This is a genomic window from Streptomyces stelliscabiei (assembly GCF_014873495.1).
In the GTDB taxonomy this organism is placed as follows: Bacteria; Actinomycetota; Actinomycetes; order Streptomycetales; family Streptomycetaceae; genus Streptomyces; species Streptomyces bottropensis.
In genome coordinates this window covers 9,415,221-9,428,245 of record NZ_JADBGF010000001.1, presented here as the reverse complement: position 1 = coordinate 9,428,245, position 13,025 = coordinate 9,415,221, and the positions used below count along the sequence as shown (strand labels likewise).

Sequence of the window (13,025 nt, the reverse complement as noted above, 5' to 3'; positions counted from 1 at the left end):
AAGCAGAGAAGGGCCGTACCGCACCTCATGAACACCGTCCTGGCCGGCAACGGCCTCATCAAGAAGTACGGCCCCACCACCGCCCTGGCCGGGGTGGACGTGGCGGTCGCCGAGCGCCAGTCCCTCGCCATCATGGGCCCGTCCGGCTCCGGCAAGTCGACCCTCCTGCACACTCTCGCCGGGATCGTCCGTCCCGACGACGGCCAGGTGCTGCTGCGCGGTGAACGCATCGACCACTGGGGGGAGAACAAGCTCAGCGCGCTGCGCCGCAAGCGGTTCGGATTCGTCTTCCAGTTCGGCCAGTTGCTGCCCGAACTGCCCGCCGAGGAGAACGTCGCCCTGCCCCTGATGCTGGAGGGCGTACCCCGCCGCCAGGCCGTGCGGCAGGCCCGCAGGTGGTTCGCCCCGCTGGGCCTCGCGGGCCTGGAGCACCGCCGCCCCGGCCAGCTCTCCGGCGGTCAGGCCCAGCGGGTCGCCATCGCCCGCGCCCTCGCCGCGGAACCCGACGTGGTCTTCGCCGACGAGCCCACCGGCGCCCTCGACCAGTCCACCGGCGAGGAGGTCATCCGCCTCCTCACCTCGGTCACCCGCGAACAGGGCGCCTGTCTGGTCATGGTCACCCACGACGCGGAGGTGGCCGCCCACTGCGACCGTGTCCTGCAGGTGCGGGACGGCCGGGTGTGCGGCTACAGCCAGTACACGGTGGCGTGAGCGCCACCGGAACACACGGGGACGCGGAAAACCGCGCGACCGGCCGCGCACGCGCCACGTCCACCCTCCGATCGATCCCGCCCAGCTCGCGGGCACACCACTCACCGGAGAACAGAACATGCGCTCCCCCGTCCTGCCCCTCACCTGGCACCTGACCCGCTCCTCCGGCAGGCGCGGTCTGCAGAGCCACCTCCTCTCCGCCGCCGCGGCGGCGACCGGAGCGCTCGTCCTGCTGACCCTCCTCGCCGCCTACCTGGGCGCCGGCGCCCGGGCCGACCGCACGGCCTGGCGCACCCCGGACGCCGTACCGGCGCGCCAGGCCACCGCCGTCCAGACACTGGGCACGACCTACGTCGGCCACCAGCCCGTCACTTTCGTCTCCCTGGCCCAGCTCCCGCACCGGCCCCGGACCCCCGCACCGCCCGGCCTGGACCGGTTCCCCGCCGTCGGCCGCACCTACCTGTCCCCCGCCCTGGCGAAGCTGATGCGCGAGCTGCCCGCCGGGCAACTCGCGGACCGCTTCCCCACAGGGGCGGGCCACGGCACCATCGGCGAGGCCGGACTCGCCTCCCCCGAGGAACTCGTCGTGGTCGTGGGCCGCGCTCCCACCGACCCCGCGATCACCCGGGCAGCGGAGGGCGGCGACTTCGACACCCTCTCCTCCCGCGCCCGCGTGGACGGCTTCGACGGCACCCGGCCCAGCCTGTTCACCGCCTTCGACCAGCAGGCCTCCGTGCTCGGCGGCGCCCTTCTCGTCGTCCCCGTGATCGTGCTGGCCTCGGCCGCCGGACGTCTCGGCGCCGCCCGCCGGGAGCAGCGGCTCGCGGCGCTGCGCCTGGCCGGCGCGACGCCTCGGCAGATCCTGGCGATGACCGGCGCCGAGTCGGCGGCGGTGGGCCTGGCCGGCGGTGTCCTCGGCGCTCTCGCGTACACCCTGCTGCTGCCGGTCCTCGCGCGGGTGCCGTACGGCATCGGCACCTGGTACACCGGACAGCTGTGGGTCGGCCTGCCCCTGCTGCTCGCGGTGGTGGGGCTCGTGGCCGTGCTCACGGCCGTCAGCGCCATGACGACGCTGCGCGGGGTGGCCCGCTCCCCGCTGGGCGTCGCCCAGCAGGCCGATCCGCGCCGGACGAAGCTGATCCGGCTGGTGCTGTTCGTCGCCGTCGGGCTGTACGTGGCGGTGAGCGCCCACGGCGGCGGGCTGAGCACCGGCCGGACGCTGGCGCTGGTGGTCCTGGTGTACGGGGCCTTCTGGACCCTCGGCCCCTGGGTCGTCGACATGCTGGGGCGGCTGATGAGCCGCTTCGCGCGCCGCCCGGCCACGCTGCTGGCCGCGCGCCGGCTCAGTGACGATCCCCGCGGTGCCTGGCGCACGGTCAGCGGTCTGGTCCTGGCGGGTCTCGTCGCCGGGTTCTTCACCGTCGGTCAGGTCGGTCTCGTGGGGTACGACTTTCCGGGGCAGGTGGCCGTCCGCGCGGAGCACGGGAACCCGCGCGAACTCGCCGTACGGGCACGGGAGTTGCTCGCGGACGCCAAGGTGCGGGCGCGGGTGGAGACGCCGGCCCCGGACACGTGGGACGGGCTGCTGGGAGGCGACAAGGGCGTCGTGGTCCACGTGCGCGGCGGTCAGGAGCAACGGGACACCGCCTCGACCGCGCTGTCCGCCCTCTCCCCCGGGAACCTTCCGTTCACCCAGGACTACGTCAACGCCGAGGGGGACACGGCGACCCGGCTCATCGGCCGGGTGGGGCTCGCGGTCCTGGCCCTGGGGTTCCTGGTGGCCGCCGCCTCCGCCGGACTCACCGCGGCGGCCACGGTGCTCGACCGGCGCCGGGTCTACGGCCTGCTGCGGCTGGCCGGTGCGCCGCTGAAGGTCCTGGACCGGGCCCGGACGCGCGAGACCGCGCTGCCCCTGGTGGTCCTCGCCGGTGGTACGACGGCGACCGGGATCTACGCCGGACTGAAGGTCGACGAGATGTTCCACATGGAGCCGGACGCGTCGGGAGCCGTGCGTCTCGCCCTCTGTGTCGCCCTCGGCACGCTCACCATGTTCGCGGCACTCGCCGGGAGCAGGCCGCTGCTGCGGAAGGTCACGGCGGAACGGGCCCAGGACCCCGACTGACACCCCGCGTCACCCCATCGGGCCGTCCCGCTCCCCGCTCCCCCCGCCAGGTCTCCTTCACCGCTCAGGCATGATGCGCCCATGAACGACCGCAGCCCGATCCGGGTCCTGATCGCCGACGACCAGGACATGGTCCGCACCGGCTTCCGCTTCTTCCTCGACGCGCAGCCGGACATCACCGTGGTCGCCGAGGCCGCCGACGGGGAGACGGCCGTGCGGCTGGCCCGTGAGCTGCGGCCCGACGTGTGTCTGCTGGACATCCGTATGCCGAGGCTGGACGGGCTGGAGGCGACCCGGCTGCTGGCCGGTCCGGGTGTCGCCGATCCGCTGCGGGTGGTCGTGGTGACGACGTTCGACCTCGACGAGTACGTCTACGGGGCGTTGCGCGGCGGCGCCTGCGGCTTCCTGCTGAAGGACTCCGGGCCGACCCTGCTGGCCGAGGCCGTCCGGGCGGCGGCGGTGGGTGACGCGCTGGTGTCGCCGTCAGTGACGGTCCGGCTGCTCGAGCACGTCACGACGGAGAGGACGGCGACAGCGGAGCAGGGCGCCGCGCCCGGCCCCGGGACCCCGCCCGCGCGGGAGCCGTTGACCGACCGGGAGCTGGACGTCGTGCGCCTGGTCGCGCTGGGGCACACCAACGCCGAGATCGCCGCCTCGATGTTCGTCTCCCTCTCCACGGTCAAGACCCACCTCGGCAGCATCCAGCTGAAGCTCGCCGCCCGGAACCGGGTGGAGATCGCGGCGTGGGCGTGGCGGACGGGGCACGCGGGCGACCGTGGGTGACGTCCGCCCGGGCCCTCGATGAGTTCGCAGCGGCCCAGGAGACCTACGTGGTGAGGGTGACGCGGATGCCGACCGTGCCCTCGGCACCCCGGCGGAGCCGGCTGCCCAGCAGGGTGAGGCGGCCGAGTACGCCGTACTTGCGGGCGATGAGCCCGCGGTAGGCGGCGGAGCCGGCCGCGTCCAGGATCTCGGCGCGCGCGGGCACGGTGCCGCCGGTGGGGTTGCCGCGCACGTCGCAGGGGCCGACCAGGACGTCGGCGCGGTTGCGGACGCGCTTGACCTTCCAGGAGTCCGCGACCGTCCAGACACCGAGCGCGTCCCCGTCCCGCACCACCCACACCGGTGTGGGGACGGTGGTGCCGTTCTTGCGGTAGGTGGTGAGCAGCAGGTACTTGCCCGCGCCTAGCGCGTCGAGCGAGGTGTCGTCGGCCATGGCGCGAGTCTAGAGCCCTCCTGAGGGGCACAGGCGTACGGCCGCCGGCGGGAACCGGCGGCGGCCGTGCCCAGGAACGAACGGCGGGGCGGGGTCAGTCGAGCAGCCCGTCGTAGTCGGGCAGCTTGTACGTCCGCTCCGCGTGGCCGCCGACGAGGTCGGTGGTGTTGTTGCCGACGTTGGCGATGATCGTGTAGCCGTCGGACTCGATGTCCGCGCGCGAGGCGGTCTTGTACGCGGAGACCTCGGCGAACAGATCGGGCAGGTCACGGACGTAGAGACCGTCGACCGGGTAACCGACGTTCTTCAGGTTCCACTTGGTGACGCTCTCGATGATGCCGGGCCGGGCGGTGACGAAGAAGACGGCGACCCCGCGGGACTTGGCGTACGTGGCCAGTGCCAGGGAGGGCTTCAGCGCCGGGGTCGGCAGCTGGTACCAGGGCGTGTAGTGCGTCTCCAGCGTCGTGTTGTCGATGTCGAAGACGATGGCGAGCTTCTGCCCCGAGGAGTTGGCGGTGCGCTGCTGTACGTAGGGCGTGGCCGTGTCGACGACGGCCTTCACGTCCGTCTGCCAGGTCGCGTAGGGCACCTCGGCGGCCGTCGCCGCGCCGGCCTCGGTCCCGCTCTGCGCCGCGACCGCCGGCACCGCCGCCGCCACCGAACCGCCCAGACCCAGTACGGCCACCGCGGCGACCGTGGTGATGCGGCGTCCCACACCGCTTCCTGTCATCTTCGTCCCCTTTTTCTCATGTCAGAGCGGCGAGGTCGATGAAAACCCCCGCCGCGCTGGTCATGGTCATGCCCATTGGTGGCCGGGAGACTACCTAAGAGTTACTGATAAGTAGAGGGGTCGCGACGACCCTTGTTCCGCGGCCCTCGCGCGAGGCCGGGCGGCGCCGGGCGGAACCCGTCCGGTCCGGCCGCCGAGAAGATCGCCGAAGTCTCGGCAAAGGCCAACCGACAGGTCTACATTGCCGGTTGGAGAAGCACCTTCACAGAAGATCCAGGAGTCGACTCCGTGACGGACAACCCGGCAGCCCCGGACTTCCCCTCTTCCTCGCTGAACCGCCGCATCGTCACCACGCGGCCCGCCGCGGCACGGATCTGGAACTACTGGCTCGGCGGCGGCGACTACTACGAGGTCGACCGCAAGGCCGGGGACGAGATACGCCGGCTGTATCCGAGCATCGGCGACTACGCCCGCGCGGACCGGCAGTTCCTGGGGCGGGCGGTCCGTCATCTGGCCGCCGAGGTGGGCATCCGGCAGTTCCTGGACATCGGCGCCGGGCTGCCGACCGCGGAGAACACCCACGAGGTCGCCCAGCACATCGCGCCGGACTCCCGGATCGTCTACGTCGACAACGACCCGCTGGTCCTGGTGCACGCGCGCGCCCTGCTGACGAGCGCTCCCGAAGGCCGCACGGACCACGTCGACGAGGACCTGCGCAACGTCGACTCGGTCCTCGCCCACGCGGCCCGCACCCTGGACCTGACCCGGCCGGTCGCGCTGCTGCTGCTCGACGTGCTGGCCTTCATCCGCGACGACGAGGACCCGTACGGCATCGTGCGTCACCTGCTGCAGGCCCTGCCTTCCGGCAGTCACCTGGTGCTCTCCCACACCATCACCAGCCCGGAGTGGCCCGACGTGGACATCGCGGCCGCCTGGTGGAACGAGCACGGCATCCCGCCGCTGACCCAGCGCACCCCGGAGAAGATCGCCCGGTTCTTCGACGGACTCGACCTGCTGGAGCCCGGCATCGTCTCGTGCACACGCTGGCGACCGGAGGCCCCCGGCGATCCCGGTTGTGGGGAACCCGCGGTCGTGCCCATGTACTGCGGCGTGGGAGGCAAGCCGTGACGGGGACGGACATGGTCCGGCTCCAACTGGACGTCACCGGCTTCGACCTGGCACGTTTCCAGCCGTACGTCGACAGGTGCCGCACCTCCGGCATCCGGCTGACGACCCTCTCCGAACTCGGCGACACTCCACGGCACCGCCGGGCGCTGTATGAACTCAACAAGGAGTGCTCGGCGGACATCCCGGGGCGCGGCCCCTTCTTCGCGTACGACGAGTACCACCGGCTCCGCTTCGAGGTGCCCGCCTACGATCCGCGCGGGGTCGTCCTCGCCCTCGACTCCCTCGACGGCGACCGGTGGATCGGCATGGCGGCCACCTCGGACCGACGACGGTCCGGGTTCGTGTTCAACGAGATGACCGGGGTGCGCGCCCCCCACCGGGGCCGGGGCATCTCCGTGGCCATGAAGACCTTCGGCATCGGCTTCGCCGGGATCTGCGGTGTGAGCACCGTCCGTACGGTGCACCACCCGGCCAACGCGCGCGCGATCGCCATGAACCGGACGCTGGGATACGTCGACGCGGACCGGTGAACATGTGCCGACCCCCGCACGTAGAAGAGGAGGGCGCTCAAGGACCGGACGCCCTGGCGGTGTTGACACCGTGTCGGACGGGGTTCGGGAGAGCCAGGCGATGAGGCACGCACGACGACGAGTCGTGAAGCGGGTGGCGCGGCTGACGGCCGCCGGTGGACTGATCTGCGGAGCCCTGATGGTCACGCAGGCGGCGATGGCGACCGAACCCACCACCTCCCCGCCAGCGACCCGAAGTGCGGTGCTGGCCGCCTCTGGCACCGGGAACGGCCTGGTGCGCGAGCTGGGCTCCGAGCGCACGGCCGGCACCTGGATCGCCGACGACGGCAAGCCGGTCGTCGCGGTCACCGACGACAAGGCCGCCGCCGAGGTCGAGCGGGCGGGCGCCCGTCCCAAGATGGTCGAGTTCAGCGGCGAGGACCTGCGGTCCGCCGCGAGGACGCTGCGCTCCGCGCCCCGGGTGGCGGGCACCTCCTGGGCCGTCGACCCCGCCTCCAACGAGGTCGTGGTGCGCGCCGACAGCACCGTGTCCAAGAAGGACTGGTCGAGCCTGACCGATCTCGCCGAGACCATCGGCGGGTCCGTGCGGATGGAGCGCGTCGAGGGCACGTACACGATGCGCCTGAACGGTGCCCAGCCCATCTTCGGCACGGGCGGGCGCTGCTCGATCGGCTTCAACGTGACCGACGGCGACAGGGACTTCATGCTCACCGCCGGGCACTGCGGTCCGGCCGGTTCGGTCTGGTTCTCGGACAACGAGGGCCGGCAGGAGATCGGCCGGACGACCGAGACCAACTTCCCCGGGTCCGACTACTCCCTCGTCCAGTACCTCCAGGACGCGCCGAGCAACAAGACCAACATCGTCTCGGTCGGTGACGGGCGCGGGGTGCGCATCACCTCCGTCGGTGAGGCGGCGGTCGGCCAGCGGGTCTTCCGCAGCGGCAGCACCAGCGGCTTCCGCAACGGCGAGGTGACCGGCCTCGACGCCACGGTCAACTACCCCGAGGGCACCGTCAGCGGTCTCATCGAGACCACGGTCTGCGCCGAGCCGGGCGACAGCGGTGGCCCGCTGTTCTCGGAGGGGGTGGCCCTGGGGGTGACCTCGGGCGGCAACGGCGACTGCAAGGAGGGCGGTACGACGTTCTTCCAGCCGCTGTCCGACGCGCTCGACGACCTCGGCGTGCGGCTGACCGGTCTGCCCCAGTCCGCCGCCCAGCCGACCGCGGCGGCCGACGGCTCCTCCGGCGACGACCCTCAGGGTGCCGCCGCTCCCGGTGGGGCCGAGCCGGGGTCCGTGGAGCCCGTCGACTCCATCGGCGCGGCCTCCGACCTCCTGGACCGCCTCGTCGACCCGCGCAACGTCGGGCCCGGCCTGCTGGTCGTCGCCGGCAGCATGGTCGCCCTGGCGGCCACCCGCTTCATCCGCACGGAACAGGACCGGCAGGCGTACCGCCGCCAGTACTCGGGGAGTTGGAGGTAGGGCCCAGAAGCCGACGCCCCCCGGTGATCCGCGCCCCCGCGAGGGGCGCGGCCGACGGACTACGAAGCGGCGGCCCATTCGAGGACAAGACGCTCGTACTCGCTCCGCTGCTCCCTGTTCAACGTCCCGCCGCTCCGGAACCAGAGCGCCCGGATCTCCTCGTTGACCTCGGCGGCCGTTCGCGCCGGTACTTCCGCTCTTTCCAGGACGACATCAGGGGTAGTGGACATGGTGTAAACCATATGTCCTCGAACGTGAAGCCGATGTGAGTAAAGGTCCCACTTCAGACATTACGGACCGTGAAGCTGATCACTCTGCGTTTACGGCTCCACCGTCCCGAGTACGAGGACCTGAATGGCCAGCACGGCGGCCCCCCGGGCCCAGTCGTGGAAGTCGGACACCTTCGTCTCCAGCGGGACGGGCGCGGCCAGCGGATGCCGGTGCGCGCGGACGGCCTCGTCCACCGCCTCTCCCGCCACCTCCATCAGCCCCACCCCCTCCCCCGCGAGCAGGATCTTCTGCGGCATCACGAAGTTGGCGATCTGGGCCAGCAGCGTGCCCAGCGCCCGCCCCGCCTCCCCGACGACCCGCGCACACATCGGCTCACCGTCGGCCGCGCCGGCCAGGATGTCCTCGTACGTCACCTCGCGCCCCGTGGCCGCCCGCACCTGGTAGCGGATGCTGGGGATGCCCAGCAGGGAGACGGCGCTGCCGCGCCTGCCGTCGGGGGTGAGGGGTCCCGCGGGGTCGACGATCCAGTGGCGGCCGAATCCCCGGTCCTCCTCGGCGTGCGCCACCCGTCTGCCGCCCAGGACGAGGCCGTAGCCGATGCCCGCGCCGATGGTGAGGACGACGAAACGGTCGAGGCCGCGCCCCGCGCCGAACCAGGTCTCGGCCTCGACGAGGGCGGCGACGTCGTTCTCGACGACGACCGGCAACCCGGTGCGCTCCTCGACGAGTTCGGCCAGCGGGACGTCACGCCACGACAGAAAGGGCGACTCCCCGACCACCGCGCGGCGCCGGACGAAGCCGCCGACCCCGATGCCGATGCCGGCGAGCGCGGGATGGGTACGGGCGAGTTCGGCGGCCATGCCGGCGAGGAGATCGGCGACCCGCTCCGGGTCATGGGTGGTGAGGGGGCGGTCGAGACGGGTGACGATCTCGCTGCGGAGCGTGGTGACCACGCCGTACACCATGTCGTCGGTGATCTTGAAGCCCAGGAAGGCGCTGGACTCGGCGACGATGTCCAGCGGCCGCGAGGGGCGTCCCTGACGGACCTCGGGGAGCGCGGCACCCTCGGCGCACTCCACCAACAGGCCCGATTCGATCAGCGGCTTGGTCAGCCGGGTGAGGCTTCCGGCGGAGAGGCCGAGCCGTCGGGCCAGTTCCGTGCGCGAGAGCGGACCGTGTACGAGCACCTCGATCGCCACCGCGCGTTCCCCGGGACTGAGCGGCAGCCAACTGGCGGCGAGTGCGGTCATGAGGGTCAGACTCCCACATCAGGTTTCTTCCGTCGCGGAAGCAATCTATCCGAAGCAGCCCACCCAGACCCTCACCAAAAGGTGCCTACCTCCCTCTTGACGCCACAATTCTTTCGTGGCGAAAGTAAGTAGGCAGTGACTCTCCAGCAGAGAAGGACATTCCTCCCATGACGTTCTCCCTCGGCATCGTCGGCGCCGGCCAGTTCTCCGGCCAGTTCGCCACGCTGTTCCAGGCCCACCCCGGCGTCGGCGACGTCTACGTCACGGACCTGCTGCCCGAACGGGCCGAGGAACTCGTTGCCGCGCAGGGCCTGGCCGGCACCTTCCCCTCGTACGAGGCGATGCTGGAGTCGCCCGCGGTCGACGCGGTCGCCGTCTTCACCCAGCGCTGGACGCACGGGCCGCTGGTCCTCCAGGGGCTGGCGGCGGGCAAGCACGTCTACTCGGCCGTCCCCATGGCGATCACCACCGACGAGATCGCGGCGATCATCGACGCGGTCCGGGAGACCGGGCTGACGTACATGATGGGCGAGACGAGCCAGTACAACCCGGCGACCGTGCACGCCCGCAACCAGATCGCGGAAGGGGCGTTCGGGCGGATCTTCTACGCCGAGGGCGACTACGTCCACGACATGGACCTGGGGTTCTACGAGGCCTACCGGTACAGCGGCGGCGAGGACTGGAAGCGGACCGCCAGCTATCCCCCGCTGCTCTACCCGACGCACTCGGTGGGCGGCGTGCTGGGCGCCTGGCAGACGCACGCGGTGAGCGTGTCGGCGATCGGGGTCGTGGACGGGCGCGGGGACGGGGTGTTCGACAAGGAGGTCAGCCAGTTCGGCAACGACTTCTCCAACGCGACCGCCCTGTTCGAGGTGGCGGGCGGAGGTTCGTTCCGGACCAACGAGTTCCGGCGGGTCGGTTACCCCTCGCAGATCCGGGAGTCGCGGTTCCGGTTCTTCGGCACGGAGGCCAGCATGGAGCAGCTCGCCACGGTGGCGTTCTGGCAGGACAAGAAGGGGGTGACGGACATCAGCGAGCTGCTGGAGCCCAAGCAGACACTGTCTCCCGACGATCCCTCCCTCCAGCACATCGCGCCGGACCTGCGGGCCGCCTTCACCTCCGGCTCGGCGCCGGTGCACGACCGGTCGCGGCTGCCGCGGGAGTTCGACGAGCTGCACAACGGGCACGAGGGCAGCCACCACTTCCTGGTGGACGACTTCGTGACCGCCGTCAACACCCGGACCCTGCCGTCGGTCAACGCCTGGGTGGCGGCCCGCTACACCCTGCCGGGCATCGTCGCGCACGAGTCCGCGCGGCAGGGCGGGGTCAGGCTGGAGATCCCGGACTTCGGGGACGCCCCCGGGGCGTGACGTCCCACCCCGGCCGACGGGCCGGGCTCCTGCTTCCTTGTCAGGTGCCCGGCTTGCGGCCGTACACGTAGACGTCGTCGCCCTTCTTCAGCAGCGACCAGTACTTCTTGGCGTCCGTCTTGGTCATGTTGGTGCAGCCGTGGGAGCCCGGCGGGTTCCACATGCTGACGCCGACGGAGTGGAAGGCCTGACCGCCGTCGAAGAACTGGGCGTAGGGCATGGGCACGTGGTAGATGGACGAGACGTGGTCGATGTTCCGCCAGTAGATCTTCTTCAGACCGGTGCGGGTCTCGTAGCCGTCGCGGCCCGTGCGGACCGGGACGGGCCCGTAGACGAGCTTGCCGCCGTCCTGGATCCAGCTCAGCTGGAGGGTCAGGTTCACACAGGCGATACGGCCCTTGTTCGTCGGGCACTTGCCCGCCGCGTTGGGGTTCTTGCCCACGGCCTTCTGCTTGTTCATCAGGTCCATCACACCCCAGGTGACGGAGCCCGCGTAGCCGAGGTTCGGCGAGATGCCGTGCTTGGTCTGGAAGGCCCTGATGGCCTCGCAGTCGGCGGTGGACTGCTTGCCGTCGACCGGCCGGCCGAGGAACTTCTCCACCTGCTTCTGGTACGGACCCTTCGTCGCCGTACAACTCGCCGCCTGCGCGGGCGCGGTGCCCATCGCGAGCGTGAGCGGTGTCAGCAGGCCGGTGATCGTGAGCGCGACTGCGCCTCTTCTGCCTATGTCCCCCATGCCGGGCCCTCCCCCTTCGTGCGTTTTCGCTGCTTCTGCCTGCCTAGACACGCGGTCGACGCCCGCGGTTGTGGTTCGGCCCACGTCGAGACGAAACAGTTACACAGCCTGGAATTCGGATATAGAGTTCCCCCATGAGCGACAGTCATTCCCCTTCTCGTGTGGCCCTCAAGAAAATAACTCCCGACGTGTCCAAGGCGATGGGCTCCTTGCACGGTGCCGCCGTTTCCGCGGCCCAGGACGCGAAGGTCGAGCCCGAGATACTCGAACTGATCAGAATTCGCGCGTCGCAGATCAACGGCTGTGCGTTCTGCCTGGACATGCACACCAAGGACGCCCGCGCCCAGGGCGAGACCGAGCAGCGGATCTACGCGCTCAGCGCCTGGCGCGAGACCCCCTTCTTCACCCAACGCGAGCGCGCCGCCCTGGCGTTGACCGAGGCCGTGACCCTCGTCGCCGACGGCCAGGTGCCCGACGACGTCTACGCGGCCGCCGCCGAGGTGTTCGACGAGGAGCAGGTCGCGGCACTGATCTGGGCAGCCACCGTGATCAACGCGTACAACCGGATCGCGATTGCCACGCGTATGGCTCCCGGGGCCTATCAGCCCGTCCAGAAATAACCCCGAAGCGCCGAGGCCTTTCCGCAACCATTTCTGAACGACTTTCAGCGCCGGGCCGAATTCCTTTCGGCCCGGCGCTTTCGGCGCCCCTGTGTCGCTGTCGATTCAGTGATCCGGCAACGGCTCCATGAGGCTGTCCAGCCAGGTCCGCCACTGCGGGGCGTGGACGGCCGGGCCCGCGGTCATCGGGCGCCCGGTCCAGGCGGCCACCGGCCGGATGCCGTGGAGGGCGTTGACGAGCCACACCTCGCGGCCGTCCAGCTCGGGCAGGAAGCGTTCGCGGTGGGCGACCCGGACACCGGTGCGGGCGGCCCGTTCCTGGACGAGGGCCTGGGTGACACCGGGGAGCAGGGGCAGGCGGGGCGGCGGCAGGCAGAGGGTGTCGTCCTCCCACCACAGGACACTGGAACTGGCCGCCTCCAGCACCAGGCCGGAGGGCGCGATGAGCACGGCGTCGTCGGCGTCGGCGCCCGCCGCCCGTCCGCGCACACGGGCCAGGGCGTCCAGGTCCGGCCCCTTGCGGCGGGGCACGGTCCGCGGGTCGGGCTGACCGGCCGCCCATACCCGCACCTCGGCCGTGAGGGCCGGCGCGGGGCGCAGCAGGAGCCGCAACTCCAGTGATCCGGCGGCGAGTTCGACCCGGGGGAACCACTCCCCCGTGCGCGGCAGGGCCCGGGTCATGTCCCGCCAGAAGTCGACGACCCGGGCCGGGGCCGGTGCGCCGCACTCGCCGCAGGATCGCAGGAACCGTTCGCGGTGCCGGTCGAAGCCCCGCACCCGTCCGTCGCGCAGCAGCCACGAGTCCGCCACGAGGAGGCGGCCGCCGTGTGCCTGGCCGGGGACGAGGCCGTGTTCGGGAGACCAGGTCAGCAGACCTTCCGCGATGGCGGGTTGTGTCACT

14 protein-coding genes are annotated in these 13,025 nt (G+C 71.4%); 8 read left to right on the top strand and 6 right to left on the bottom strand.

Annotation, left to right across the window (positions count from 1 at the left end; translation table 11 throughout):
* Positions 1 to 27: 27 nt before the first annotated feature.
* The 3 genes from H4687_RS41140 to H4687_RS41130 all read left to right on the top strand — a co-directional run bounded on the left by H4687_RS41140 (position 28) and on the right by H4687_RS41130 (position 3,616).
* The gene (locus H4687_RS41140; RefSeq protein WP_046918690.1) at positions 28 to 711 is read left to right on the top strand and encodes an ABC transporter ATP-binding protein; all 684 of its coding nucleotides are present in this window, start codon (positions 28 to 30) and stop codon (positions 709 to 711) included.
* A 118-nt stretch (positions 712 to 829) separates the two neighbouring features.
* Positions 830 to 2,833 carry an FtsX-like permease family protein gene (locus tag H4687_RS41135; protein ID WP_046918689.1) on the top strand — a complete coding sequence of 668 codons (2,004 nt, stop codon included), beginning with the start codon at positions 830 to 832 and terminating at the stop codon, positions 2,831 to 2,833.
* 81 nt (positions 2,834 to 2,914) lie between these two features.
* On the top strand, positions 2,915 to 3,616 hold the full coding sequence (locus H4687_RS41130; protein ID WP_046918688.1) for a response regulator: 702 nt from the start codon (positions 2,915 to 2,917) through the stop codon (positions 3,614 to 3,616).
* Positions 3,617 to 3,659: 43 nt separating this feature from the next.
* Here H4687_RS41130 and H4687_RS41125 read toward each other — a convergent pair whose 3' ends face one another.
* Together H4687_RS41125 and H4687_RS41120 are read right to left on the bottom strand one after the other, a co-directional pair.
* The gene (locus tag H4687_RS41125) at positions 3,660 to 4,049 is read right to left on the bottom strand and encodes a PPOX class F420-dependent oxidoreductase (protein WP_046918687.1); all 390 of its coding nucleotides are present in this window, start codon (positions 4,047 to 4,049) and stop codon (positions 3,660 to 3,662) included.
* A 94-nt stretch (positions 4,050 to 4,143) separates the two neighbouring features.
* Positions 4,144 to 4,779: an HAD family acid phosphatase gene (locus H4687_RS41120; RefSeq protein ID WP_046918686.1), complete on the bottom strand. Its 636-nt coding sequence runs from the start codon at positions 4,777 to 4,779 to the stop codon at positions 4,144 to 4,146.
* Positions 4,780 to 5,067: 288 nt separating this feature from the next.
* Here H4687_RS41120 and H4687_RS41115 point away from each other — a divergent pair, with 288 nt between their 5' ends.
* From H4687_RS41115 to H4687_RS41105, 3 genes are all read left to right on the top strand, one after another.
* Positions 5,068 to 5,907: an SAM-dependent methyltransferase gene (locus tag H4687_RS41115; RefSeq protein ID WP_046918685.1), complete on the top strand. Its 840-nt coding sequence runs from the start codon at positions 5,068 to 5,070 to the stop codon at positions 5,905 to 5,907.
* Positions 5,904 to 6,437: a GNAT family N-acetyltransferase gene (locus H4687_RS47010; RefSeq protein WP_233443488.1), complete on the top strand. Its 534-nt coding sequence runs from the start codon at positions 5,904 to 5,906 to the stop codon at positions 6,435 to 6,437. The genes H4687_RS41115 and H4687_RS47010 overlap by 4 nt, the downstream gene beginning before the upstream one ends.
* A 100-nt stretch (positions 6,438 to 6,537) precedes the next feature.
* Complete coding sequence (locus H4687_RS41105) at positions 6,538 to 7,917, top strand: S1 family peptidase (protein WP_046918684.1); 1,380 nt, start codon at positions 6,538 to 6,540, stop codon at positions 7,915 to 7,917.
* Between the two features lie 59 nt (positions 7,918 to 7,976).
* Here H4687_RS41105 and H4687_RS41100 read toward each other — a convergent pair whose 3' ends face one another.
* Positions 7,977 to 8,159, bottom strand: coding sequence for a hypothetical protein (locus H4687_RS41100; protein WP_020115084.1), 183 nt, complete (start codon positions 8,157 to 8,159; stop codon positions 7,977 to 7,979).
* 78 nt (positions 8,160 to 8,237) lie between these two features.
* Positions 8,238 to 9,398 carry an ROK family transcriptional regulator gene (locus H4687_RS41095; protein ID WP_046919648.1) on the bottom strand — a complete coding sequence of 387 codons (1,161 nt, stop codon included), beginning with the start codon at positions 9,396 to 9,398 and terminating at the stop codon, positions 8,238 to 8,240.
* Between the two features lie 167 nt (positions 9,399 to 9,565).
* On the opposite strand from H4687_RS41095, the gene H4687_RS41090 reads away from it, so the two are divergent.
* Positions 9,566 to 10,768 (top strand): Gfo/Idh/MocA family protein, encoded by a 1,203-nt coding sequence (locus H4687_RS41090; protein WP_046919649.1) that lies wholly within the window; start codon positions 9,566 to 9,568, stop codon positions 10,766 to 10,768.
* 40 nt (positions 10,769 to 10,808) lie between these two features.
* On the opposite strand, the gene H4687_RS41085 is transcribed toward H4687_RS41090, so the two are convergent.
* Positions 10,809 to 11,504, bottom strand: a complete 696-nt coding sequence (locus tag H4687_RS41085; RefSeq protein WP_005483955.1) for a L,D-transpeptidase family protein — start codon at positions 11,502 to 11,504, stop codon at positions 10,809 to 10,811.
* A 134-nt stretch (positions 11,505 to 11,638) separates the two neighbouring features.
* On the opposite strand from H4687_RS41085, the gene H4687_RS41080 reads away from it, so the two are divergent.
* Positions 11,639 to 12,124, top strand: coding sequence for a carboxymuconolactone decarboxylase family protein (locus H4687_RS41080; RefSeq protein WP_046919650.1), 486 nt, complete (start codon positions 11,639 to 11,641; stop codon positions 12,122 to 12,124).
* A gap of 105 nt (positions 12,125 to 12,229) precedes the next feature.
* Here the strand turns inward: H4687_RS41080 and H4687_RS41075 are convergent, their stop codons facing one another.
* A complete protein-coding gene (locus tag H4687_RS41075; RefSeq protein ID WP_046919651.1) occupies positions 12,230 to 13,024 on the bottom strand; it encodes an aminotransferase class IV in 795 nt (264 codons plus the stop codon).
* Position 13,025 lies beyond the last annotated feature (1 nt).